Raw genomic sequence first — 26,217 nt, forward strand, 5'->3', positions numbered from 1 at the left:
GCGGAGTCAGCGGTGATCACCACTTTGGCGTCGCAGCCATTCACCCGCGCGGCCAGCGCATCGGGGCTGAAGCCGGCAAACACAATCGAGTGGATCGCGCCGATGCGGGCGCAGGCCAGCATGGCATAGGCGGCTTCGGGGATCATCGGCAGATAGATGACAACGCGGTCGCCTTTGCGCACGCCCATGGTTTCCAGCACGTTGGCCATACGGCAGACGCGGCGGTGCAGATCGGCATAGGTGATTGACTGCGCCGGCTCGTTGGGATCATCGGGTTCAAAGATGATCGCGGCCTGATTGCCGCGGGTTTCCAGATGGCGGTCGATACAGTTGGCAGACACGTTGAGCGTGCCGTCCTCAAACCATTTGATGTCGACATTGCCGGGCGCAAAGGAGGTGTTTTGCACCGTCGTGAAGGGCTTGATCCAATCCACGCGCTGGCCGTGCTCGCGCCAGAACCCCTCAGGGTCCGTGACAGAAGCGGCGTACATCTCATCATAGCGCGCCGCATCAATGTGGGCGTTGGCGGCCAAGTCCTTGGACGGCGGGAACGTGTGGTTTACGGCTGTATCAGGTGACATAGAGGCTCCTCTCCTCGATCTCGAAACTTTCTCCCCGCTGCGCCCTCAGGGCAGCGTCTTCACAAAGAATAGACAGATCGGAAAATAACTAAATAAGCTGAGGAAAAGGAACGTAAATCCTGTAAATACATTTCCTGTTAGCGCCGATAATTTTGTAAAGTATTTGTCAAGACGGGCGTCATGTACTTGAAAATAAGGGCTCTGTTATGAAGCCTCAGGCCCCGCCAAATGCGCCGTTCTTCACGGTCGCGTGAGTTTTGAGGGGGCTGCCTGACCCAGCGGCAGGTGTGACAAAACGTTCCATGCCTGCGCGCTCAAGTAGAAAGCCGGTGCCTAAACAGCGCGCCAAGGATTGCGGCAGGACCGCGGCGCAAGGGCGGCACGGTGCCATCAATTGCGCCGAAAAGGGCGGCAAATGGCGCCGCTTTCGCCTGAATGCTGCCCAACTGCTCCGTCTATCTGATCAGGCTGTCCAGAGGAGACGTCATGCGAATTCTAAAACTAGCCTGTTTCGTTATTGGCCTTGTGCCAACTGCGGGTTTTGCCGATGCCGTCAAGGTGCGCACTATCAAAGACAGCCTGCCGGGCGAGGCATCCGTGGGGCGTTTGATGGTCAGCGGCAATGCCATGTGCACCGGCGCGTTGGTGTCGCCGGACCTGGTGCTGACGGCGGCACATTGTCTGTATGACACCAGCACAGGACGCCGGGTAGAGCCGGGTCAAATCGAGTTTCAAGCAGGGCTTCGAAAGGGCAAAGCCACGGCCGTGCGCCGTGTGCAAAGCGCGGTGGCGCATCCCGACTATCGCCATGTCCGCAATGGCGCTGCGCAAGTGGGCCACGATCTGGCGTTGCTGCGGTTGACCAGCCCGATTGACAGCAGCGCGGTGTTGCCTATGGCACAGGACATCCGTCTGGGGGCCGGCGACATGCTGGGCGTTCTGAGCTATACGATCGGCAGTCGCAACGACCCGGTGCTGGAATATCCTTGTCGGGTTCTGGCGACACAGCATCAGACGCTGGTGATGTCGTGTGACGTTGATTTTGGCGCCTCGGGCGCGCCGGTTCTGGCGCTGAGAGACGGCAAGACACCGTCGCTGGTGTCTGTTGTGTCGGCGCGTGCCGCGATGGGCGGACGCACAGTGTCAGTTGGCACGACGCTAACCGCTGAGGCTTTGCAACATATGATGCGGGGCGGCTAAGGCTTAGCGGTCCATCAGCAGACGCAGTCCAAGCGCACCCAGCACGCTGGCGGCGATGCGGTCCAGCCAAAGCTTGCCGCGCAAATAGCGGCGGCTGACGGCCTCGGTGCTCATGCCAATAGCAATCGCAGAATAGACGATCCATTCCACCACAAGATGGTTGGCGAGGACCAAGAGGTTCTCGCTAAATGTCATGTTGGGCGGGAAGATCACCACAAGAACGGCGGCAGCAAACAGCACGGATTTCGGGTTCATCAGATTGATAAGAATACCTTGGCGAAAGGCGTGACGCGCGGGTTTCACATCAGCTGTCAGCGGATCGCGCGCGCCCCTCCACATGCCAAACGCGATATAAAGAAGATAGAGCGCGCCGATGGTTTTCACGGCAGTATAGGCCCATGGGAAGGCGACAAACACAATTTCCAACCCAAAGAGCGCTGCACCGGTCCAGAGCGCAGCCATCAGGCCAAGCCCCATGCCGACGGCGATACCTGCGCGGCGACCACTGGACACCGCGGTTTTGACAGCCACAAGAAAGGCCGGACCAGGGCTGGCAATGGCCGCCAGCAAGGCAATGTTGAAGGCGATGATGTGGGTGAGTTCCATAAGGCGTGCTCCGGCTGTCCTTGCCGTAAGCTAGGGGAGAATGCCGGAGGTGTCATGGCCTGAAAGAGGTTGAGCCGAACACCTTTTGTGGGGCTGCCTGTCAAACAGGCAAATGACCGACGGGAGGCTCTAAGGTTCGCGGAAGGCTTCGCGGGATTTGTAGAGCGGTTTCATCAGATAGCGCAGCACGGTTTTTGACCCTGTGTGCAACTCGACACTGGCGCGCATACCGGGGCGGATCTCGATGGCTTTCTGACGCTCTGTCAGATTGTCGATGTCGACCGTCACGGTCACACGATAAAACGGCGGCAAAGACGGGTCGCGCTCATCCTCAAATGTATCGGCAGAAATGAAATCCACTTTGCCCTTGAGCGTGCCGTAGATTGTATAATCATAGGCCGTAAGTTTGATCGACGCTTCCTGACCGGGCTCTACATTGGCGATGTTTTCCGGTCGCACCCGCGCCTCGACAAACAGGTCTTCGCCCAAAGGAATGATCTCAAATATTTCGTCGCCGGGACGGATGACACCGCCGATGGTGGTCACCGCAAGGCTGTTGACGATGCCACGCATGGGGGCGGTGATCACGGTGCGGTTCAGCTGATCTGTGGCGAGGCGGATTTCCTGTTTGAGCGATGTGATGTCTTTGAGGGTCTCGGAGTATTCCTCGGCCAACTCAAGTTCGGCCTGCGTGAGGATGTCCATATAGCGGATCTCGGCCTCGGCGGACTTTTCCCGCGCCTTGTTGACCTCCAAAAGGGCGACGTATTCCTTTTTGTAGAGGGACTGCATGTTGCGCAGCTCCTCTTTGGCTTGCTCAAGTTGGGTAAACGCGCCCTCACGGCGGCTGTCCAGATCGGTTTGGCGCGCCTTAAGCAGCGCGCGTTCCGACGCAAGAATGCGCGTGGCCCGTGTGGCGTATTCGGCAGGCACTTCAAATTCAAAAGCGCCGGCGATTTCCGCCTCAAGCCGCATGCGGCGAATTTCCAGTGCGTCGATCTGATCCTGCAAATCGTCAAAGGCAGAGCGGAAGCGGGTGTCGCTGAGCGTGGCCAGAACTTGGCCAGCTTCGACCATGTCGCCTTGTTTCACAGCCAGATCCGCGAGAATGCCGCCTTCGAGGTTTTGCACCGATTGGCTGCGCGAGGAACTGACGACTTCGCCATCTGCGCGCACAATTTCGTCCACCCAAGCAAAGGCGGCCCAGACCAGAAACAACAAAACAGCGCCTGCAATCAGGCGAATTGTCAGGCGTGAGGCGCGCAGTTGGTCGTCAAAGGCTGTGTCGGTGTCGTCAAAATGTTCGGGTGTCAGGCTGGTCATGCGCGCTCCCCTGCGGCGAGATGCGCCAGCACTTTTTCGCGCGGGCCATCCACCACCAGACGCCCGCTTTGCAGGATCAAGGTGCGGGTGGAAAGCGCCAGAATGGGCGTGCGATGTGTGGCGATCAGCGCGGTGCGCCCGTCAAGCCAAGTGCCAAGGCGGCTGACCAATGTGCGTTCCAGCGTTTGATCAAGTGCGGCTGTGGGTTCATCCAACAGCACCACGGGCGGGTTTTGCAACCAGAGCCGCGCCCAGCCGATGGACTGGCGCTGACCAATCGACAGGCCTTCGCCACCGTCACGCACTTGCAGGTCAAGGCCTTGGGCGTGGTTGCGAATGAATTCGCCAAGACCGGCAAAATCAAGCGCGGCCATCAGGCGATCATCGTCGCGTTCCAGTTGGGTCAGGTTGAGGTTGTCTCGCAAGCTGCCCGCAAACAGGCGCACGTCTTGAGACAGATACCCGATGCCGCGTCGTAGGTCGCGCTGGTCGATCTGGCCCATGTCGGCGCCGTCCACAAGGATGCGGCCTTTGGTGGGGCCATAAAGACCGGCGAGCAGTTTCAGAAGTGTGGATTTTCCGGAGCCGTTGGCGCCCAGAATGGTGACACGCTGACCAGGCTTGATCACAACACCCGGCACATCAAGCGTGGGGGCGGCATCTTCATCATAAGAGAAGCTGACTTCGCGCAGCTCAAACTGACCTTTGATGGTTTCGCGGCGCAGATATTTGCGGGTACTGTCTTTCTCTTGCTCGGAAAGAGCAATGGTATCAAGCGCTTCCAGCGCGCCTTTGACGTTGGACCAGCGCGCCAGTGTGCCGGCGAACTGCGTGAGCGGCGCCAGCGTGCGCGAGGTAAGAATACCGGTGGCGATGATGGTGCCGACGGTAAATTCACCGGCAAACACGAGGTAGGTGCCAATGACCACGGTGGCAATATAAGTGATCTGCTGCACACCTTGGGACCAGTGGGTCAAGGTGGCGGCAAGGCGGCGTTGCTCGGCACTGGAGTGGCTGGAAACCTCGTTGAGTTCGTCCCAAAGACGCAACACGCGGTCCTCGCCGCGTTGAGTTTTGACAGTATCCAGTTCGGTGATGACCTCTTGCAGAAGCCGCCCGACCTTGGTCGACGCTCCTTGGGTCTGGCGAGACAGCGCGATCATGCGTTTTTGCAGGACATAAGCGGGCAGGACCATCAACAGGCCGCCCGCGATCAAAACCCAAACCATGTTGCCCGCAATTGACGCCACCAGCGCAAGAAAGATCAGGATAAACGGCATATCCGCCAGCACGGCGATGGTGGACGAGGTGAAGAAATCACGCACCGCGCCAAAGTCGCGCATGGCGGCAAACAGGCCGGATGGGGGCAGAGGCCGACGGTCCGAGCGCATGCCGAGCAGACGCTTCATCAGCCGGTGCTGGATCGAAAGCTCCATCCGGCGGCCAGCGGCATCGCTCATGCGCGCGCGGGCCAGTTTCAGGGCGCCTTCAAGCAGGATTGCCGCAACAACGCCCATCGCCAACACCCAAAGCGTGGCCTCAGATTGATGGGGGATCACGCGGTCATAGACTTGCAGCGAAAACAGCGCGACAGCGACTGCGAGCAGGTTGGCCACAAGCGAGCCCAACATGATTTCGCCGACATGGCGGCGGTACTTGGAGAACTCCCCCCAAAACCAGTGTCCGGTGGTCAGTTGCGGCACGTGCCGGTCCGCCAATTGGCGCAGAGAGACCTTGGCGGCCAAGGCAGAGCCCGCAAAGAATGGTGCGAAGTCAGCCACTGGCACCTCGGCGCGGTTGTCGACACAGGTCGCGTCAAACACTGTCAGCGTGTCGTCTTCTTGAGACAGAACGAGCACGGACTGACCGTTGGTCATCATCGCGATCGCGGGCCAGCTTTTGGGGCTGATGGCGAGGCGGTTGTGAATTTTGGGGTCGACGCCGGTGTGGCCCAAGGCTTTGGCCAATGCGCCGATGGTCACGTCGCCGGGGGCGGTTGTCCACATGAACTCGGCGACGTCTGACACCGGAATGTCCACGCCATTGAGTGCGGCCAGTGTGGCGACAAGACCGGCGCGGTGTTCAATGCGGGTGGCCGTGGCCTCCACCAGATCGTGAAGGGCGTCTGCAGGCTTGGCTGTGTCAGACTGTGGTGCCGGCGCGGGCCGTGGGGCAGGGCGCGCGTGGGTTTGGTCAGCTGGTTTAGGGCTGGTGGGGATCGATTGAGGCGCATTGGCCGCTGCGCCGGGTTTCACAGCCGCAATGGAGAGCACAACCGGGGCTTTGGCCTTGGTCAAATTGTGTCTCCGTCCGCCAAAAGCCCCATGTCCCGGGCCAGTTTGAGTTGCGCGAGGATTTTGTCGAATTTCGCGTCTATGCCATCCAGCGCGCGGAACGTGGATTGTTCATAGACGTCCACAACTTCCAGCACCGACCGCTGTCCGGCGCGGAACTGGGCTTGAAACAGCTTGAAAGTTTCGCGCCCGTCCTTGGACAGCGCGACGGCCTCGGTTTCCTGACGCGCGAGGCTGTCTATTTCACGACGCAGGCGGCTTTCGGAACGGGCGGCGTCTTCGCGGGCTTCAGCGACTTGGCGCTTGGCGGTTTCTTTTGTGGATTCAATCGCTTGAATGCGTTTTCCGGTGCCGAACCCCAGGCCGGTTTCGGTGCTGATATCCAATGAGGCAGAGTTGCCACCTGTTGAGGCTGTGCCTGAAGCGGACAGACCCGGCAGCTGACCTGCACGCTCCACAGTGGCCTGCGCGACGGCGCGTTTGGCTTCGGCGCTGGACTTGATGACCTCAAGGGCCTCGACAGAGTCATTGACGTCGACGCCGGATACCGGCGCGAGGTCAAAACGCGTGCCGGTCATGGCGGTCAGTTCCGATAAAGCGGTCTCGACGCTCTCAGAAGCAGTATCGCGCATAGTGCGCAGGGTGCTGATCTTTGTGCGCACCATGCGCAAATCACCTTTGTTGGACACACCGCCTGAAACACGCCCTTCGACGATGTCGCCAAAGTGGTTCATCTGCTTGAGCGCGCGGTTGCCGACAGCTGCTTTTTCTTGCCCACGCAAGGCTTTGATATACAACGCCATCGCCGTGTAGCTGCGGTCGTTCATGTCTTGCGACAAGGTTACGGCCGCCACTTCGACGTCTGCTGCCGCATAGGCCCGCTCGGCTTTTTTGCGACCGTGGTCAAATATCACCTGATCCAGCACCAACCCCGCCACCACATCACCCAGCGATGTCAGCGAGACAGTCGGGCCCAACGTCGGCAGCCAGTTCTTGTCCTCAGCTTCGGCGCGCAGTTTGGCGGTCTTGAGCTGTGCCTCCGCTGCGCGGTTGGACGACGTCAGCGCGACTTTGGACACATGTGCCAGATTGCTGTCGCTGGGCAGAACCGAGCGGCGGGCCACCAGTGTGTCCAGAATGTCGGACTGCGCCTTGGTTTCGGGTTGTGAAAACGCGTTGGTCGCTTTGGAAACTTCGGTGTCTGCGCCAGCTTCGGTTTTGGACAGGTTTTTCAGAAAGGCCGGCTTTTCCATCTTTGGAAGCGATTGCATACACCCGCCAAGCAGGCTCAGCCCCAGAAGGGGCATGAGACCAATTTTGAGCGGGTGTCGGGGCATTGTCAGTGTCCAAGTCCTGTGGATGTGCGTGGCGCGGTCCCGGTCCTGAGGATCAGACGATCACGTTGATGTCTTGATCGATAACCAGCGTCACACCATCGTCACCCACAGTGTAGACATCATAGGTTTCGCCCTCGATATCAACGGTTTGGCCTGTGTTCTGGGCGCCTGCCACTGTCACCTGATCGTCTATGCCGCCGTGTATCGTGAGCGTGTCGGACGTGTCTGACAATTCGCGAATTTGGGCTTCGTTCAGGGTCAGGGTCGCATCGGACGCATAGTCGAGTTCGATGCCCTCGATATTGAAGCCGCCAAGAGAGGCGTGATCCAGCGTGCTGGCGTTTGTGACGTTGTCGTCCAATACCAAAAGCGTGTCGGACTGGTTGCCGGCATCATCGGTGGAGGACACCACAAGGTGGGTGCCGTCCGACGCGGATGGATTGAGCACGAAGAGGCTTTCATCGCCGCCCAGAGGCACTTCTGTTGTGGCCAGTTCCGAGGTGCTGCCGTTCTGATGTAGTGCGTGAACCTCGTAAGTCTGATCTTCTGTGGTCAGCGAAACAGAGCTGACATCGTCGTCGGAGAAGGTCACCGATTGCACAATTGGCGTGGTGACTTCGGTGTCGATGTCAAAGCTGGCAGTGGTGGTTGCGGTGTTGCCCGCAAGGTCAGTTACCGACAGTGTCGCGTTGGCGGTATAGGTGCCTTCGGGCAGGCTGCCCGCTTCGTAGGTGACAAACCAGTTGCCAGAGCCATCCGCGATCGCGGAGCGCACAACGCCGTCCACAGTTACGGAAACCGTGGCGCCGGGCTCGGCTGAGCCTTCCATGACCAGACCGCCGTTCATCTGCGCCGCGTTCACAGGGCTGGTGAAAAGCTCGGCGTTCACATCCACGGTCACTGCGGTCGAGGTGTCGACGCGCAGCGTTCCCGTGGTGGTCGCCACGTTGCCCGCCGCATCAGAGCCGGTCACAGTGACGGCGGCGTCATATTCGCCCTGAGGAATGTCGCCAGCGCCGAACGCCGCGGACCATGTGCCATTGGCGGCAGCGGTCACTGTGCGGGTGGTGCCCGCAAGTGTAACCTGCACCAAAGTGCCGGGATCGGCCGTGCCGGTCAGCATCACACCACCCGCCACATCAGCAGCATTGGCGATATCATCGCCGCCAGCCTGATCGCTGTCGTAGCCAACCGATATCTCGGTGTCGACGTGCACGGTGCCGTTGGTCGATGTGCTGTTGCCAGCGGGATCGGTTGCGACAACGGTCACGGTGCTGTCGTAGGTACCAGACGGGATTTCCGCAGGCGTCCAGGACGCGGTCCAGTTGCCGGAGCTGTCAGCCATTACGGTGCGGGTGACGCCTTCTAGCGTTACGAGAACCTGCGCGCCTGCGTCTGCGACGCCGGTCAGAGTGATGCCCGAAGCAACTTCGGCTGCGTTGGCGGTGTTGTCGCCACCCATCTGTCCCGCATCCAGCCCTGCGTTGACTTCGGTATCAACGTGGAAAGTTTCGCTGACGGTGGTGCTGTTGCCGTTGGCATCAGTGGCCACAACGGTCACCGAGGTTTCGTAAGATCCACTTGGGATTTCACCGGACGTCCAAGTTGCCGTCCAGTTGCCTGATCCGTCCGCCGTCACGTTGTGGGTGACGCCTTCGACGGTCACTGCAACCTGCGAGCCGGCCTCGGCTGTGCCCGACAAGGTCAGGCCCGCGCCAAGCTCTGCGGCGTTGGCGGTGCCATCGCCCGCAATCGGCGTGCTGATCGCGGCGGCACCTTCGGTGTCCACATGCACAGTGAAAGTCTCGCTGGATCTGTTGCCAGCCAGATCGGTTGCGGTGATGGTCACTTCGCTGTCATAGGTGCCCGCCACGATGTCAGCGGCACCATAAGACAAGGACCATGCGCCGCTGTCGTCAACCGTGACGGTTTGCGTTGTGCCTTGGAAGTCTACGGTCAGCGTGCTGCCGGCCTCACCTGTGCCGGTGAGCACAACGCCGTCGCTGGCTTCGCCCGCGTTGATCACATCGTCGCCTTCGACGGTGCCAAGCGTGGCGCCGGGGGCGATGGTGTCGACCACCAGAACATCGGTCACCGTGGTGGCGTTGCCGCGTTCGTCGGTCGAGGTGATGGTCACGGCGGTTTCGTATTCGCCGGTGGCGATTTCGCCAGTGGCAAAAGTCACCGACCAGCTGCCGTCGTCCAACACGGTGGTGGTGTGGGTGGTGCCATCGATTTCGACGGCAATGGTCGCGCCCGCTTCGCCGGTACCGGTGATAACATGGCCTGTGGCGTGGTCTGCTTCGTTGACGAGGTCGCCCGTCGACTGCGTGCCATCGGTGACCAGAGCATCGGGCGCGGTGGTGTCGATGTCGACGGTCGGGCCGTCCAGATCGTAAATGGTGCCGTCTGGTGCTGTTACGGTCACAACGGTGTCATAAACCCCATCAGCAGGCAGCTCACCTGGTTCGAGGACAACTTCCCAGGTGCCAGTGTCGTCAATGATAACGGTTTCGGTGGTGTCGCCAACGGACACGGCAACATCGGACCCGGGCTCACCTGTGCCTGTAATGATCACGGTGTCAGGGCCAGTGCCGCCAACGTCGCGGCCGACATCCGGATCATTGACCGTGGGGATGATCGGACCGCCACCACCACCACCGCCGCCGTCGTCTCCAACCACGCCGGTCACAGCCGCTGCGCCCCCCAAACCAAGCAAGGTTCCAATACCCGGAACCGCAGCCGCAAGCGGGGCCACAACCGGTTCGATGCGTTCTAGGTCGAGAAAGGCCAAGTCGTCGTGTTCCGACCACTTGTCGTCCATCGAAAGACTGTCGTATTGCGCGAAATACTGGTCGCCGACTGGGTCGCCAAGTTCGACTTTGTGAAACTGGCCGTCTTTGCTGAGAAACAGGTCGCGCTCATCTGCCAGATCGCCGGCAAAATAGCCCTGAAGAGTGATTGTATCTCCGGATGCAAGTGTGATCACAAGATCGCCACCTTGACGCGTGTAAGCCGTCACATCCAACGGCGAAAGGTTCAAAGACACATCTGACGCTTGTGACACCGGAATGATCCCGTGCTCGGCGACCGCAGTCTGTCCACGTACCACACCTTCGTCCGCACCGCGGACGGCATACCCATAACTATTCATAATATTCACCGCTCTTGTTCTCAGACTGGGCATTTTTGCCCTTATGATTTGAGCGGACTATACGTAGTGAAAACGATTTTTCCAAATATTTTTTTAAATTGCCTGGCAAGTCAGCCGGCGCGCAATTCGAAACGGAAAATTGGCGTACTGACAACGGGTTGCGCGATCTCTAAAATTGTAGACAAGAAGCAGTAATGCAAAAGAAGGCACAACTTTCATTCAGGTGCCAATACTCTGTCTTGTTTAGACGCCATCAGAACAAGAAGTGTTCAGCAGTCAAATCGGCGAGGTCTGTGTTTACCAAGGTTATATTGTGGTTGTCGTCTATCCAGATGACGGTGTTGTTGCCGGATTGGATCAGGTGATTGCTTATCAGATCGTCGAAATCGGCAATGTCCGTGATGTCCCGAAAGCTGATCTGATCGCCTTCGCCGCCATTGAAATCTGTGATCACATCCAAGCCATCACCGGTTCTGAATTCAAATATATCCGCCCCGACGCCGCCGGTGAGCGTGTCGTTTCCAACCTGACCGGCCAGCACGTCGTCACCGACGCCCCCTTCCAAAAGGTCAAATCCGTTGCCCCCAAAGAGCATGTCATCGCCATCGCCCCCGTCAAGAATGTCGCTGCCATTGCCGCCTGAGAGCCGGTCGGAACCGGTGTTGCCTATGAGCGCGTCATCTCCCGCGTCGCCATACAATCGGTCGTTGCCGTTGCCCCCAAAAAGGGTGTCATGGCCGTGGCCGCCATAAAGGCTGTCACGGTTGTTTCCGCCTGAGAGCCGATCCGACCCAGTTCCGCCTGAGATATGGTCAGCGCCCAAGTCGCCATAAAGGGAATCGTTGCCGCTGCCCCCATCGAGCGAGTCGGCTCCATTCCCGCCATAGAGCGTGTCGCCTCCATTCCCGCCGTAGAGCGTGTCACGTCCATTGTGGCCAAGCAGCACGTCTTCTCCGCCTTCACCTTCCAGACGGTCGCGACCGCCGCCTCCGTTCAATTCGTCGTTGCCTAAGCCGCCCACAAGATTGTCGTCGCCGGCATGGCCGTGCAGCGTGTCGTCGCCCTCTCGGGAACGGATGGTGTCCGCGCCACCGTTGCCACGAATGATATCGCGACCGTCGCCGCCAGCGATGTAATCCGATGTGTCGCCACCGCTTTGTTCAAAGGCGACGTCAAACGTAATCGCGATCACTTCGTAGGGATCGAGATCAAAAGAAATATCTGTCACCGATTGACCCAAATCGGACATGTCAAAGAATGTGTCCAGCCCGACGACGTCGCTTTCGGTCGGGAAATAGAAGTCTTCCAGCGCGGTTGGATTGGTCACACCCGGCCGAACAAGGATGTCGTCTGCATCCGGCAAATACGTCATCCACGCACCATTGACGAGTTTAATCATGCCGTTGCTGTAGGCGTCGCCGAGTTTTGCGATCAGCGCGTCACGCTCTGCTTCGGTGACTTCTCGTTTCGGGTTGCGGGAGACCAGAATGCCATCTTCGTCATAAACCCGCTGCTCGCTCAGCCCGTCGGATGATGTCGGATCAATCCCAAAGGTCACAGCGCTCCAATGTGTCGATCCGCCCGCTACACCAGACAGGTCGAGCGAAAACTCTTCGCCGAATTCGTCGCTGCGCGACATGACGTATACGACACGGCTGTAATTGTCGCCGTAAACGTTGATTTCCATCTCGGTCGCGTCAAAGCCACCCACCGAATAAAGACACAGATCGCCTTGTGCATTTTGATAAAGGTTGGACAAATGCTCCAGAACCATACCTGCGGGGGTGAGTTCGACCTCGTTCGCGCCCCCTGGCGCGCCGGCGACCGAGGTGTTGGTGTTGTGTCGCACAGTCCAGAGTTCGGCGCCGTCAACGCCGAGTTCAAGCATATTGGAAAACTGCTCGATCAGGGTGCCCGCAGCCCGCAAACCTTGTGAACTGTAGTTGTCGGTGTCCACGTTCCATTCCGTAACACGCAGCTCAATGTCATTTGGGATTATGCCTTCCCAAACGGAAAATCGCAGATCGAGATTGCGAACTTCCATGCGGGTTGCGTCTTCTGACAGATCGAAGCCATCGGTCCAGTCGTTCATGTAGTAGTGGGCGACAATGCCGTCAAAACCGTTTGTGCTGTCAAACTGAAAACCGTTGGAGAGATCGCCATCAGCATCAAGTTGTTGCATCAGCTCAAGGTTGCCCTTGATGATGCGTTGTTCATAATCGTTCAGGCTATTGTAGTAGTCTTCTGCGCTTTGGCCGTCTTCCCAGTCCGACGGGCGGAAGCTGGCATCCCAATGTTGCATGGCTGCCAACGCATCTTCATCTGAGATTGATCCGCCGCTTGTGCCTTTGTAGTTGGACTGTCCGCCGGTCACGTTGGCGGTCTGTATATAAATGTCCGGGCGCACGCCGTCGACGGTGACACCGCTTAGGGCCTCGGTGATGATACTGGCGTTGGAACCGTAGGTGGATTCATCGATGGTCTGCCAGAATTCATTTCCGACTTCATACGCTTTGATCAGATCTGCATCTTCGCCCATGTAGGTCAAAACCAGCTCGGCCCAGGCTTCTAACTCGGCTGGGTTTGCATGGGTGTCGTTAAGGGCTGCGACCACCAATGTCGCGCTGGTTCCTGTATCTTTCGCCCAATCCAAGAAGGCGCGCAGATCACCGTCCAATTGGTCAAACCCTTGGGCGGTGGTGTCGAGCTGGGTGATGTCTTCGCCTTCCGCGCGCCCACCGGGATAGCGCAGATGGCTTGCCCCCAGCATATCGGCAGCCTCGATGAACTCGTCATGAGGCGTGCCGCCGGTTTCGTTGGTGTCGGCCAATATGTTTGTACCAAACATGTCCTCCTGCACTTCAATGGGTGCAGTGGAGGTGTCGAGGGTGACTGTGGTCGTCATAGGTGAAAATCCTGAAGCAGTCCTTGGGGCGGCGTGTTGGCGGGTGCTTCCAATCGATACCGGCCAGAAATGACCCAAGGTGCATCGTTTGTTTTGCGCGCCGCTTTCTGCGTCAGGAGCTTCAGTTCTTGGCTCTACCTGTGTGCCGGGAATGTAAAAAACACTCTACTGCCGGCGGTCCCTTAGTCTTGAGTAGTGAGCAATTGTTAATGAATTCCAAAGCCGATATTGTTGAGAACACCTCTGAAATTGCCGGCAAATCCGACCTTGATTTATCTAAATTGGTGTGAATTTTAATGCCTTGATGTTAAATACTAAAAGCGAACCCACGCGATGCGGTCACGCTGGGAAAGTTGCGAGATTTTCCGAAAATGTTAAGGAAGTGACGCATCGGGCGATTTCCCCTGACAGAGGGAGGCGCCGAAGGTTGTGCCCTTAGACGTGTATTTGGGTCGGCTTGTCACCGTTTTGGCTGAAACTCTTAAAAAGGATTCGCCAGTTGGCGCATCGTTTTTCTGCGCCAACCTGTTGTGCCGAGCCGGGATCCGCTTCGGCTCCATTCAGTTGGCCGATTTATTCACTCACATATTTGTGCCACGAATGTTGCTCGCGAAACCCAAGAACGTCCCGAATTTTGCGATTGGAATACAGCGCTTCTGTTTTGCCCATGTCCTGCGCAACCGGCACACCCGGAAAGAAGCGTTCTGCGATGTCGTGGGCTGGCAGATCGACCGAGTTGGTGTCGTTACCGGCATTGAATATCTGAAAGCCGAGATTGTCAGTTTTCAGGCACAGATCGACGATCTGACCAAGATCACGGGCATCGATGTAGCAGAAAATATTACGGCGTCTGACTGCCGGGTCGGCGAAATAGGCCGGAAAGTTGTCATACTCGTGGGGTTCGATCACATTGCCGATCCGCAGCCCGTAAATGTCCGCGCCAGACCGGCGCTGGAACGCGCGGCCGGTTTTCTCGTTGACCACCTTGGAAAGGCCATAGCTGTCCATGGGATTGGTGTCATGCGCCTCATCCACCGGCAAATAGTCCGGATTGACGATACCGTCAGCAAAACAAACGCCATAGGTGGTTTCTGAGGACGCAAAGATCACTTTCCTGATGCCGAGTTTCACAGCCGCCTCGATCACGTTGTAGGTGCCGATGGTGTTGACGCGAAAGGTCTCGTGATCGGGCGCGATCAAAATACGCGGCACAGCCGCAAAGTGCACCACAGCGTCAAACGCAGGCACTCCGGTGCCCGGCTCCAACTCGTCAAAGTTGGCATAGCTGGTCATGACGTTGAACATTGACCCGCTGTCGGTGATGTCTGCGATCAGGTCGTCGATGCCGGGTTCCTTCAAGGGGGTGAGATCGACATTGACCACTCGGTGGCCCGCGTCGCGCAAATACCGGCAGACGTGTCGTCCAGCCTTGCCTGAACCGCCAGTAAAAAGAATGCGCATTTGAATCTCCTCGGGTGTTGGCGGCGCCATGTGTCATGGCAAGCCGCATGCGGAGGAGTATTTCCAACTCACATCGGAAGTTCAATGGCGCGTGCCGGTGGTTTTGCGCGCGCGGGGCAGGCGGCCTAGCACATCCTGCGGACCAACAGCCCTTTCTGGTTCAGAGGGGCAACCTATGACCCGAGCGCGTGTTTCGGAAATTTGCCTTTAGGTGTGCGCGTGTATCGCCCGAACGGCATGTTCAATCGCAGCTTTTGCGATCCCTTGCCTTTCGGGCTCGGTTTGCGCCGGGATCAACGAAGCTTTTGTTGTCCCGCCTTCACCAACGGCAAGTGCTTCGCCCTCCATCAGGGTGCCCCAGACACCGATATCTTTGATCGTCACCGCATCAACCGTCAGCGGGTTGTCCTCAAGGATCGTGAAGTTCGCGAGCTTTCCAACTTCGATGCTGCCCCTATCAGCCTCAAGCCCCAGCGAGTAGGCCGCTTCAAGAGTGACGCCGCGCAGGGCTCCATCGCGGGAAACACGCTGATTTTCACCCGCGATACGGCCCGACGTTGTGATCCGATTGACTGCGCACCACATCAAAAACAATGGATCGCCCGGTGCCATCGGCATGTCAGAGTGCATCGAATAAGAAATTCCGGCACGTTCAACATCGCCAAGTCGGACCATTTGGTCGGCACGCTCGGATCCAAGCCCCGTTTTGCTGTATTGATCCGCAAGAGCCGTCACATAGTAGGGGTTCGCACTGACAATGGCGCCAAGGCGCTTGATCCGCGCGATTTGGTCGGGCGCACTGACCGCAAAATGAATGAGCGTGGTGCGATGATCCACACGTGGGTTGCGATCCAGATTGGCTTCGAGGGCCCCCAAGACGCGGTCCAGACCGGCATCGCCGTTCACATGAACATGAATCTGATATCCTGCGTCCCAATAGATGCGGAAAGCCCGTTCAAACAACTCTTTGTCCATCATCCATTCGCCATGGTAGTCGCCAATAAACGGATCCCGCACCTGCATGGCCAACGAATAGATCGCACCATCCGCAAACAGTTTGACCGTTCCTGAATGAAATTCGGTCATACCTTCAAACCAACTGGTAAGGGCCTGTGTTTCCGCGATGACTTGCGCGTCATCGTCATAAAGCTGCACCAATGACTTTCCGTCCGGCATAAAAGACCAGCGAAACGGCATCGAGGGATCAGACATGACGGAGTTGATCATGTCCTGCACCGGCTTTGACAGAATCCCGCCCGGCTCATTGCCAAAGGTTATCCCCTTGGAATGCATGTAGTCGCGCATGACATAGAGGCCAGCCTGGATTTTCTCGGGATTTGCGACCATTTCGGCGATATTGTCCAAGACCGCGAACATGCCTTGTTCCCAAAAGTGACCATCTTCGAGATTTGATTGTTCCTGCGCAGTCACGTTCCAACCATCAACCAAGCCCTGCGATACCTGTCCCCGCGCCAAAGCTGCGGAATTGAGGACAAATTCATGGCATGAGCGCATCCAGACGACAATTGGTCTAGTGGTGCTGATCTTATCCAGATCACTGCGGCTGAGCCGCCCGTAGAATGCGAAATGATAGCCCCAGCTGAAAAGAACCTCCTCAGGGCTTTCAAGATTTGCCTCTGCCAAGGCGAGGCGCGTCATGAAGTCATCTTTGTCTTTCAAAGCCGGCACGGTTCCAGAAGGTAGCTCCCAGTCCTCAATCGACAAGATTTCGGACGACATGGAGAGTGCGGCCAAAAGGGGGTGCGCATGCTGGGAAATAAAACCAGGCACGATGGTTTTTGTGTCGAAAGTCGTGTCGGTGCGGTATGCGCGATCCCCCAAGCCGGCTTTGACATCGTCCACCGAACCCACCGCCAGGATGCGGCCATCCGCGACCGCGACTGCCTGTGCTGTTGGCAGGTCAGGATCAAGGGTGACGATGTTTTGTCCGATGAAAACCGTGGTCAGATCCTCGGTCGTGAGTTGTTTTCCAACATCAGACAACGAGGATGGCATTGGCCAAGGCCATGGCTGTTGAAGAACTGAGAAATGTGGCCCCCAAAAGGCCCGTTCTAAGAAAAGATCTTCGGTTGAAATCGGCCATAGAAACACTCCAAAACAAAACCTATGGAAAGCGTGCCCTTAAGCAGCGGGATTATCCACTAAAATTCCTGTGTCTATGAATGTCTCGACGTTAGCTGAAAAATCACCATGAATTTCCTGAGGAACCGCGCATAGGCGTGGCCCTGCTGTGGTATGAACGCAGATTGAAGCCAGACGCCGCAGCGCGGTCTTTGTTAAAGGTTTAGAAGACGGCCCAATCAAATGGGCCGCAACGTCGCCTAACGTGCCGTCTAAGATCCGTATGTGTCCCTCAAGACATTCTTTTGCACTTTGCCCATCGTGTTTCGGGGCAAAGTCTCTAGCAACAGATATTCGCGCGGGTGCTTGAACCGTGCCAGCTGTGTTTGCACGCGGTCTTTCATGGCCTCGATGGACAGCGTTGCTCCTTGCTCGGGAACTATCGCCGCAATGACGCTTTCGCCAAAATCCGGGTTCGGGATGCCGAAAACCGCGCTTTCGTTCACATCCGGCATGTCGTTGAGAACATCCTCGATCTCTTTGGGGTAGATGTTGTAGCCGCCCGAAATGATCAGGTCTTTGGAGCGCCCAACGATCGACACGCGCCCATCTTCGGATTGAATTCCCAGATCACCAGTCAGGAAAAATCCGGTTGCCCGCAGTTCCTCGGCGGTCTTTTCTGGCATGTTCCAATAGCCTTGGAACACATTATCCCCGCGCACCTCGATCATGCCGATCTCTCCAAACGGCTGGGTCGCGCCAGTGTCGGGATTGGTAATTTTCACCTCTGTGCCAGCCAACGGATAGCCGACGGTGCCCGCAAGGCGCGCGCCATTCAGAGGATTGGAGGTTATCATGTTGGTCTCGGTCATGCCGTACCGCTCAAGGATGCGGTGGCCCGTGCGATCTTCAAAATCACGATGGGTTTCGGCCAACAGGGGCGCAGAACCGGACACAAAAAGGCGCATGTTCTGAACGCAGTCTTTCGTGAACCGCGCATCCGCCAAAAGGCGGGTGTAAAACGTCGGTACGCCCATCAAAAGCGTGGAGCGGGGGACTTCGTTCAGGATGACGTCAATATCAAAGGCTGCGCAAAGCCGCACCTCTGCCCCCGCCAGCAGTGATGTGTTCATCGCAACGAACAATCCGTGGGTGTGGAAAATCGGCAGCGCGTGAACAAGCCTGTCGTTGCAGGTGATTTCCCACAATTCCGTCAGCGAAACGGCATTGGACAGAAGGTTCTTGTGGCTGAGCATCGCGCCTTTGGAGCGGCCGGTTGTGCCCGACGTATAGAGCAAGGCCGCTAGGTCATCTGGTGCGCGATCAACCGGGGTAAAACTGGTTGGCTTGCCGTCTGCTGTCCGGCTCAGGCTGCCGTCAGATCCCCCCAAAGTCAGAACGGCCGTTCCGCGAGGCTGTGCCAGTGCCTTTACGGTCGCTTCGTCTTTGCTGTCACACACGATCAAACGCGGATCCGCGTCTTGGATGAAGTAGTCCAATTCGGCCTGAGTATAAGCCGTATTCAGCGGCAGGTAGACCGCGCCGGCCTGAACCGAAGCTGCATAAAGCGCGATTGTGTCGCTGAGTTTTGGCGCCTGAACAAGGATGCGGTCACCGGGGTGAACACCAGCATCGGTCAGGGTGTGGGCCAATTGGGCGGCACGTTTGAGAAACGCGTCATAGGTTAGTGTTGCGCCGTCATCGCAGTGAAGAAACGTCGCGGAGTTTCCAACATGTGGTGCGAACAATGCATCAAAAAGGGTGTTGGTCATGCGGTTGTTTCCTTGGATTTTGTGACGAACGCAGCAGTGGCCAATGATTGCACGGAACGGGATGCGGCAATGGTGGCGTGGGTTGCGAACTCTTCGTGGTTTTGTTCAGTGAATTTCAAGTTGTACAGGTAGTTGACCATCGCGCCGCTAGATTGGGCCATGCCGTTGGCTGAGGTGTCGGCGCCCGCGTGGATGTCGTGCACTTCGGCGCCGTTTCCGAGATGAAAGCGGGCAACGGGATCGATGGGCACCCCGTCTTTGCGCTTGGCGGTCAACAGATACCGGGCCGCCATCGCGCGCTGGTCATCCTGCGGCGCTGTCCCTGCAAGAATTGCCACGGCAATAGGCCCGTGTGTCTCATCGTTCTGTTGGGTTTCCAGCCAACGGTTGAAACCGGGGATGGGCGACAAGGTGACAAACGTCTGGATACCCGGGAGGTCCAAGGCCAGTTCGCTGACCACCTGTTTGATCAGGAGATTGCCAAAACTGATCCCGGCCAACCCCTTTTGACAGTTCGAAATCGAATAAAATACGGCCACCTCTGCCTGATCTGCTTCAAGCGGGTCGCGCTGTTCGGACAACAGCTCGTCGATTGAGCCGGGGACGGTTTCGGTGAGGGCAACTTCGACAAAAATGAGCGGCTCATCCGGCATTGAGGGATGAAAGAAGGCAAAACATCTGCGGTCTGGTGGATAAAGCCTGCGACGCAGATCTTCTAAGTCGCTGATTTGGTGGACCGCCTCATAGGCCACGACTTTGTCCAGAATACGCGCGGGCGTGTCCCAGCTGATTTGTTTGAGCACAAGAAAGCCGCGGTTAAACCAACTGCGCAGCAAATGCACAAAATCAAGGTCCGTGCGCCGCAGGTCAGGGTGCGTTTTTAGAATGCGCAAGAGATCCACGCGCATCGCAACAAGGTCTTGAGTGGCTCCTGTGGGTTGGTTCAGGCGTCGCAGCAACTCCTGTCGGCGCGGTTCCGCAGCAACGCTCAATGCTTTGAAAGCGTCGATGTCGCGATCCTTGGAGTATTGGATTGCAAGGTCGGAAACTTGACCGGCGTCGATGTCAAGTTCATCATTCAGGTATCTGAAAAATAAAACTTTTTCATCATCTCTTAGGGCGCGGTAGCGATCCAAAACGGTGGACGCCAATTGAAATCCGGACACTTCGCCCTCGGCGGACAAAAGTGCCTCACAGAGTTCGGTGATAGAACGGGCGTCGTCTTTGCCGTGCATCTGACCGCGGCGGTCGAACAATTGCGACAGAAGATCGCCTAAAAACCAGTTTCGTTGCATGTTAGCCGTCCATTTGACTGCTGAGGTATTCACCGGTGCTGCGATAATGGTCGATGAGGTGGGCCGTTGCGGCATCCGCATCGCGGTTGAGCGCCGCATCCAGAATGTTTTGATGCTCGGCAGCGATGTCCCGTTTCTTGTAGCTTGGACCCCCTGCAGCAAGATAGCGGTAGCGGATGTTGAGGTCATAGAGTTGCGAACAATAGCGTTCGAGCATTGGCAGATGCGCGTTGTCCAGAAGCGCCATGTGAAACGCCTTGTGGGCGTCTTCAAAATCCGGCGCTTTACGCAGGCCCGCGCGATTCATGTGGTGATGGCGCAAAACCACTCTGTCTTCCCATGCGGCATCCGCGTTGCGGATTGACGCGCGCAAGGCAGTTTCTTCAAGCGTGCAACGCAACATCAGGATTTCTTCGAAATTGGCTTTGCCGACCGGCGCCGCACGAAAGCCGCGCTGGTCGATCCGTTCCACAAGCATGTCAGATGTCAGCAGGCTCAGCGCCTCTCGCACCGGACTTGCTCCGGTGTCCAAAAGCTTGCGCAACTGCTCGATCTTAAGCTTGTCTCCCGGTGGCAATTCGCCCGTGAGAATCAACTCACGAAGCTTTAAATACGCCCCATGCGTAGCCGAAGTTTCTTTGCTGTCACTGTCAGGCATTACGTTCATGATCGCATTTTCCCCGAATTACCGCTTATTGCCCGCAAGGGTCATTAACTTAGAGTGGACCCGCCGGTCGAAAGCCCAACGGACAGGTTAAGTGAGCCTTCGTTTATCAGCCAACGACGCATCACGTAACTGCGCGCGCCACTTTTGTGCATAGGATCATTTTCGGCCAGCTGCTGCGCAGCCTCCAAACTATCGGCACGATAGACAATCAGGCCGACGCCTTGCATATGCGCGCCGGTTTCATCCGACATCGGCCCTGCAAAAGCCAGCTGACCTGCACGCTCCAGATCAGCTTGATATGCAAGGTGGTCCGGAAGGGATGCCTTAACATCTTGAGGGGCTTTCGCCGGAGTGCTGTGCGCAACGAACAGCTCCAATGCCAGAGCGCCACGGCTCTTTGCTTCTGATTTGTAGTCTGTCCAAGCAACCATTTTGCTTCTCCAAAAATATCGATATTATTTGACTTATGACAAAATAGTCGTCAGAAATCAAGAGAACAGACGAGGATGACGACAATGAAATACCTGGTGGGCGAGACGACAGAAGGCACTTCTGTTTTTGCTGTAGATGGCGAAAACGCCGTAAATTTAACGGCTTTGGACAGTTCTGTGGGTGCGGACCTGATGGGTGTGATCTCACAGCCGGGCCTTGCCGACTCACTTTCAAAGAAAATCGCAGCCGCGCCCAAGGTCGCCGTTGATTCGATCACGCCGGCTTTGCCCGTCGCGGCGCCCGGCACGATTATCTGCATGGGGTTGAACTACACCGACCACATCAAAGAGGGCGGTTACGATATTCCAGAATATCCCGCCCTGTTCATGCGCGGCAAAAATTCGATCATGGCTGCAGGCAAGCCGATGGTGCGTCCGTCTTGTTCCGAACAACTCGATTATGAAGCCGAACTGATGCTGATCGTCGGTAAAGGTGGTCGTCACATCTCCGAAGCTGACGCGCTTGATCACGTCTTTGGCTATACCGTGTTCAACGACGGGTCTGTGCGCAACTACCAGCGCAAAACCCATCAATGGACACCGGGGAAGAACTTTGACGACACCGGCGCCATTGGCCCGTTCACAGTGACACCCGATGAAGTTCCTGAAGGCGCAGCAGGGCTCAAGATCGAGAGTCGCGTTGGCTCCGAAATTTTGCAAAGCTCAAACACCGCCAATATGATTTGGGATGCGCGCAAAGTGATTGCGACAATTTCGGAATACACCACGCTTGAGCCCGGTGATCTGATCGCTTTGGGAACACCTCCGGGCGTTGGACATGCGAAAAAGCCAAATCCACGCTGGCTCAAACCCGGTGAGACCGTTGAGATTGAAATCGAGGGAATTGGCATTTGTGCAAGCCCCGTGATTGATGAAAAAGACGCTGAAGAAAAGGCCGCTGCAGAATGAATGCCCCAACAGGTGCAAAACTGGACGCGTTGCGCGCCCAAGCTCAGCAAGAGCATCGCGACCTGCGGGGTCGCATCGGTCGGCTGTCTGGCGATGCTATCGATCTGATTTTGCGGCAGGCACGCTCGCATTATGCTTGGACGGATAAACCCATTCCGGATGGACTTCTCGAAGAGATCTATGACATCACCATCAACGGTGCGACCAGCATGAACTCATTGCCGGCGCGGTTTGTGTTTGTAAAAACACCCGAAGGTAAAGCGCGGCTCGCTAAGTCGCTAAAGCCGCAAAACGTGGCCAAGATGATGGGTGCGCCTGTCACTGCTATTATCGCGCAGGACATGGAATTCTGGAAAGAACTGCCGTTCCTGTTCCCGCACGAAGACCGTCGCCACCTGTTTGATGGCAAACCGGATTACGTCGAAGACACAGCAGATCGAAACGCCACGCTGCAAGGCGCATACTTTATGATTGCCGCCCGTGCTGTGGGATTGGACGTTGGCGCGATGTCGGGATTTTCCAACAAGATCGTCGACGAAGAGTTCTTCGCAGGCACCACGCTGAAATCCAATTTTCTGTGCAACATCGGCTATGCGGACGAAACAGCGCTGTTTCAGAAACTGCCGCGATTTGCCTTTGATCAAGTTTGCACGTTCGCCTGAGGAGGGACCACCGTGGCCATTCGAATGAAGACCGTAGTGACCTACAAAACCACTGCCCAGTGTCCAACACCCGCGCGCACGGAAATCCCGATCCGCGATCTGAACGTCACAGTTGATGAGCCTGCCGAACGTGGCGGCACAAATCTGGGCGCGACCCCGACTGAAACAGCGCTGACAGCGTTGATTGCCTGCACCAATGTCATTGGCCACAAGAACGCCAAACGTCTGGGCGTCGATCTGGGCACGGTCACAATTGATGCGGACTGCAAATTCGACCGCCGCGGCGTGTTGATGGAAGAAGAGATCGACCTGCCGTTTCCCGAAATCACACTCACGGTGAATTGCACCACCTCTGCCAGTTTGGAGGAACTGGCAGAGGTGGGCGCGGAAACGGCAAAGTACTGTGCGATTGCTAAATTGTTCGAAGCGGCCGGAACGGACCTGACTGTGAATTGGGTCAAGACCGGCGAAGTGTAATCAAAAGGGCCAAAAGGTCCGACTTTCTGGGAGGAAAAATGATGAAACGCACCAAAATCAACCTGATCGGCGCCGCTGTGGCTGCTGTTATGGCTGTACCGGCCGTCGCGCAAGAAAGCGTGTCAGCTGTCGTGATCGACGGCTATCCGGATCGGGCGCTGTGGGTAAAGGAATTCTCGAATTTCTTCATCCCCGAGGTGGATCGGCAACTGGCCGAAACCGGCGCCTACAAGATGAACTGGCAGGAAAACTATGGCGGGTCGATCGTGAAACCCAAAGGCGTGCTTGAAGGCGTCCAGCTGGGGCTTGGCGACATCGGTATTGTCACCACGATCTTCCACTCGTCCAAACTGCCCAGCCAGGGCATTTCCGGCTCAACACCGTTTATCGCATTCGACGCCCGTGCGGTGGCCAAGGCCGTTGACGAAATCGCCCGTGAATTCCCGGCCATGCAGAACGAATTTGCAGCCCAGAACCAAGTCTATCTGGCGACCGGCGTTGTGCTGGACACCTATCAGGTGTTCTGCTCTGAGGAAGTCTCCTCGGTTTCTGATCTCGAAGGTCGCAAGATCGCCGGTGCGGGCCTGAACCTGCGCTACCTGGAAGGCATCAAAGATGCAGCTGGTGTACGTGGCGGTTTGACCGATTTTTACAACATGGTGCAAACCGGTCTGGTGGATTGCGCGATGCTTTGGCCTGAAGCCGCCAAAACATTCAAAATTGCCGAAGTGGCGCCTTACATGCTGCGCGCAGACCTTGGCGCTGTGAACTCCAAGACTGTGACCGTGAATGCCGATTATTGGGCCAAACTGCCTGATGGCGTTAAAGATGTCCTGCAAGATGTGGCCATCCAGTACCGTGACCACGTTGCGGGTATTGCCATGGATCGCGCAGCCGCATCGCGTGACGCCTATGTCGCTGCCGGTGGCACAATCGTGGAACTGTCTGATGAAGATCGTGCCGCATGGGCCAATGCGATGCCGAATGTGGCACAGGAATGGGCCGAAACGCTGAACGGCAAAGGCGAAGATGGCACCGCAATGCTTTCGGCCTACATTGGGAAACTTTCGGATGCGGGTTACACCGGCGTTCGCGACTGGACCATGAAATAAACACCTGTTTGGCGACCTATGAAAGGCCCGAAAAATGCTAAAGTCAGCCGCTTCTGGCCTGTCCCGGATCGCCAACTCAATTGCTATTGCCACCAACGCAATGGGCACGCTTGTCGTGCTGGCGTTGGTGGTCATTCTAAACGTCGATGTGATCGCCCGAGGTCTGTTTGACGCACCTCTGCGCGGCACCTACGAGATCGTGCAGTTTTCCGTTGTGATGATTGTGTTTTTGCAGCTGCCCGACGTTGTGCGGGTGGACCGGCTGACGCGATCCGACGGGTTTCTGGGTGTCATACACAACCGCCGCCCGGGCGTTGCGAAAAGCATGCGCCGCATCATCAACGCGGTCTCTGCGATCTTTATGGGATTGATCGCATACGTGACATTCCCCGAGTTCCTGCACATGTGGCACACACAGGATTATTTCGGCGTACCAGGCTTGTTCACCTTGCCTTGGTGGCCAGTCAAATTGGTCATCGCGAGCGGCACAGCGCTGTCTTGCCTGATTTTCGTATTCAAGGTCATCAGCGCGCAAGACCGCCCCGAGATGATCCGAGCCCCTGAACATGATGAGGCGTCCAAATGACTCCGATCGAAATTGGCCTGATCTCGGTCATTGCCATCGTCTTTCTTATCTACTCCGGCGTCTACATACCGGTGGCCTTGGGCGTGGTGTCGTTCCTGTCCATCTGGATTATGCGCGACAACTTCACCTTGGCCCTCAACCTGCTGAAAATTGCGGTGGGCGACAGCGCGATGGAATACAGCTTTGCCACCATTCCTCTCTTTACCTTTATGGGGCTCATAGTCTCAAAGGCGGGATTGGGCAAAGATATCTACGAAGTCATGACCATGCGGTTTCGCAAGGTCAAAGGCGGTATCGGCATGGCCACAGTGGGGGCGAACGCGGTGTTTGCTGCCGTTACCGGATCGTCCATCGCTTCGGCGTCTGTGTTCACCAAAGTGTCGGTGCCGCAGATGATGGCGCAGGATTATAATCCGCGTTTCGCCGTTGGTGTCGTTGCGGGCTCATCGGTTCTGGGCATGATCATTCCGCCGTCGGCGATGCTGATCATCTATTCCTTTGTGGCCGAACAATCGGTTGGGGACATGTTCCTTGCGGGTGTCATTCCCGGCATCTTGCTGGCCATCGCTTATGTCGGTGCCATCTGGTTCATGGGCCGCTTTACTCCCGGTTTTGTCGGCGGCCGCGTCGTTGCGGACACCGAGTGGATGTCGGGGCGCGAAATTGCCTCCAAAACCCTGCCGACATTGGGTCTTATCATCATTGTTTTGGGCGGCATCTACACCGGATGGCTGACCGCAGTTGAGGCCGGCGCAACCGGTGCCTTTGTGGCCTTGTTGATTGCCATTGTGCGTAAATCAATGTCGCGCCGCGCTTTCTGGGACGCGCTTCTGGAAACCGGCCACATCACAGCGGCCATCCTGTTCCTGATCACTGCGGCGTCTATCTATAGCCGGATGCTTGGCCTTGCGGGGCTGCCCAATCAGCTCCAGGATCTTTTGGCAGGCAACACATCGTCGTTCTGGACCATCATGCTGCTTTACGTGTTGCTGATGTTGTTTCTCGGCACACTGCTGGACACGGCGTCGATCATCCTGATTGTCGTGCCGTTGTTCCTGCCGCTTGCCGAAGCACTGGATATGTCGCTCATCTGGTTTGGTATCATCACAGTGGTCGGCGCCGAGATCGGCTTGCTTACTCCGCCGCTTGGGATTTCCTGTTTTGTCATCAAATCAACCATCAACGATGACAGGATATCGCTCAAAGACGTCTTCATGGGCGCTCTGCCGTTTGCATTCGTTATGCTGATCATCCTGTTCATCCTGATCGCATTCCCCATTCTCAGCCTCGCTCTCATCTAAGG

20 protein-coding genes are annotated in these 26,217 nt (G+C 57.1%); 7 read left to right on the forward strand and 13 right to left on the reverse strand.

Annotation, left to right across the window (positions count from 1 at the left end):
* On the reverse strand, window positions 1-581 hold a 581-nt coding region (locus SHIM_RS02550; protein WP_152926415.1), incomplete at its 3' end, for an AMP-binding protein.
* A 486-nt stretch (window positions 582-1,067) separates the two neighbouring features.
* Between SHIM_RS02550 and SHIM_RS02555 the strand changes: the two genes are divergently transcribed.
* On the forward strand, window positions 1,068-1,781 hold the full coding sequence (locus SHIM_RS02555; protein WP_082358302.1) for a trypsin-like serine peptidase: 714 nt from the start codon (window positions 1,068-1,070) through the stop codon (window positions 1,779-1,781).
* Window positions 1,782-1,784: 3 nt separating this feature from the next.
* On the opposite strand, the gene SHIM_RS02560 is transcribed toward SHIM_RS02555, so the two are convergent.
* From SHIM_RS02560 to SHIM_RS02615, 12 genes are all read right to left on the reverse strand, one after another.
* Window positions 1,785-2,387: a LysE family translocator gene (locus SHIM_RS02560; RefSeq protein WP_054001071.1), complete on the reverse strand. Its 603-nt coding sequence runs from the start codon at window positions 2,385-2,387 to the stop codon at window positions 1,785-1,787.
* Between the two features lie 129 nt (window positions 2,388-2,516).
* Window positions 2,517-3,710, reverse strand: a complete 1,194-nt coding sequence (locus SHIM_RS02565; protein WP_054001072.1) for an HlyD family efflux transporter periplasmic adaptor subunit — start codon at window positions 3,708-3,710, stop codon at window positions 2,517-2,519.
* On the reverse strand, window positions 3,707-5,983 hold the full coding sequence (locus tag SHIM_RS02570) for an ATP-binding cassette domain-containing protein (RefSeq protein WP_446740599.1): 2,277 nt from the start codon (window positions 5,981-5,983) through the stop codon (window positions 3,707-3,709). Before SHIM_RS02570 ends, SHIM_RS02565 begins: the two co-directional genes overlap by 4 nt.
* Before the next feature lie 20 nt (window positions 5,984-6,003).
* A complete protein-coding gene (locus tag SHIM_RS02575; protein WP_241488769.1) occupies window positions 6,004-7,311 on the reverse strand; it encodes a TolC family protein in 1,308 nt (435 codons plus the stop codon).
* Between the two features lie 82 nt (window positions 7,312-7,393).
* Window positions 7,394-10,495, reverse strand: coding sequence for an Ig-like domain-containing protein (locus SHIM_RS02580; protein ID WP_054001074.1), 3,102 nt, complete (start codon window positions 10,493-10,495; stop codon window positions 7,394-7,396).
* A gap of 253 nt (window positions 10,496-10,748) precedes the next feature.
* Complete coding sequence (locus tag SHIM_RS19845) at window positions 10,749-13,400, reverse strand: calcium-binding protein (RefSeq protein WP_062946296.1); 2,652 nt, start codon at window positions 13,398-13,400, stop codon at window positions 10,749-10,751.
* A gap of 573 nt (window positions 13,401-13,973) precedes the next feature.
* On the reverse strand, window positions 13,974-14,861 hold the full coding sequence (locus tag SHIM_RS02590) for an NAD-dependent epimerase/dehydratase family protein (RefSeq protein ID WP_054001938.1): 888 nt from the start codon (window positions 14,859-14,861) through the stop codon (window positions 13,974-13,976).
* A gap of 207 nt (window positions 14,862-15,068) precedes the next feature.
* On the reverse strand, window positions 15,069-16,865 hold the full coding sequence (locus tag SHIM_RS02595) for an amidohydrolase (RefSeq protein WP_241488770.1): 1,797 nt from the start codon (window positions 16,863-16,865) through the stop codon (window positions 15,069-15,071).
* A gap of 350 nt (window positions 16,866-17,215) precedes the next feature.
* Window positions 17,216-18,715 (reverse strand): malonate--CoA ligase, encoded by a 1,500-nt coding sequence (locus SHIM_RS02600; RefSeq protein WP_054001076.1) that lies wholly within the window; start codon window positions 18,713-18,715, stop codon window positions 17,216-17,218.
* Window positions 18,712-20,010 carry a malonyl-CoA decarboxylase gene (locus tag SHIM_RS02605; RefSeq protein ID WP_054001077.1) on the reverse strand — a complete coding sequence of 433 codons (1,299 nt, stop codon included), beginning with the start codon at window positions 20,008-20,010 and terminating at the stop codon, window positions 18,712-18,714. The genes SHIM_RS02600 and SHIM_RS02605 overlap by 4 nt, the downstream gene beginning before the upstream one ends.
* 1 nt (window position 20,011) lies before the next feature.
* A complete protein-coding gene (locus tag SHIM_RS02610) occupies window positions 20,012-20,677 on the reverse strand; it encodes a GntR family transcriptional regulator (protein ID WP_054001078.1) in 666 nt (221 codons plus the stop codon).
* A 44-nt stretch (window positions 20,678-20,721) separates the two neighbouring features.
* Window positions 20,722-21,108 (reverse strand): YciI family protein, encoded by a 387-nt coding sequence (locus SHIM_RS02615; protein WP_054001079.1) that lies wholly within the window; start codon window positions 21,106-21,108, stop codon window positions 20,722-20,724.
* Window positions 21,109-21,192: 84 nt separating this feature from the next.
* On the opposite strand from SHIM_RS02615, the gene SHIM_RS02620 reads away from it, so the two are divergent.
* The 6 genes from SHIM_RS02620 to SHIM_RS02645 are packed head-to-tail and all read left to right on the forward strand — an operon-like array spanning window position 21,193 to window position 26,215.
* Complete coding sequence (locus SHIM_RS02620) at window positions 21,193-22,077, forward strand: fumarylacetoacetate hydrolase family protein (protein ID WP_054001080.1); 885 nt, start codon at window positions 21,193-21,195, stop codon at window positions 22,075-22,077.
* Window positions 22,074-22,739 (forward strand): malonic semialdehyde reductase, encoded by a 666-nt coding sequence (locus tag SHIM_RS02625; protein ID WP_082358257.1) that lies wholly within the window; start codon window positions 22,074-22,076, stop codon window positions 22,737-22,739. Before SHIM_RS02620 ends, SHIM_RS02625 begins: the two co-directional genes overlap by 4 nt.
* Window positions 22,740-22,751: 12 nt before the next feature.
* A complete protein-coding gene (locus SHIM_RS02630) occupies window positions 22,752-23,216 on the forward strand; it encodes an OsmC family protein (protein WP_241488771.1) in 465 nt (154 codons plus the stop codon).
* A gap of 41 nt (window positions 23,217-23,257) precedes the next feature.
* Entirely contained in the window at window positions 23,258-24,328 is a 1,071-nt protein-coding gene (locus tag SHIM_RS02635; protein ID WP_241488772.1) for a C4-dicarboxylate TRAP transporter substrate-binding protein, read from the forward strand.
* A 34-nt stretch (window positions 24,329-24,362) separates the two neighbouring features.
* On the forward strand, window positions 24,363-24,914 hold the full coding sequence (locus tag SHIM_RS02640) for a TRAP transporter small permease subunit (RefSeq protein WP_054001083.1): 552 nt from the start codon (window positions 24,363-24,365) through the stop codon (window positions 24,912-24,914).
* Window positions 24,911-26,215, forward strand: coding sequence for a TRAP transporter large permease (locus SHIM_RS02645; protein WP_054001084.1), 1,305 nt, complete (start codon window positions 24,911-24,913; stop codon window positions 26,213-26,215). Before SHIM_RS02640 ends, SHIM_RS02645 begins: the two co-directional genes overlap by 4 nt.
* Window positions 26,216-26,217: the final 2 nt, after the last annotated feature.

It is taken from the genome of Shimia sp. SK013 (genome assembly GCF_001292625.1).
Lineage (GTDB): Bacteria > Pseudomonadota > Alphaproteobacteria > Rhodobacterales > Rhodobacteraceae > Shimia.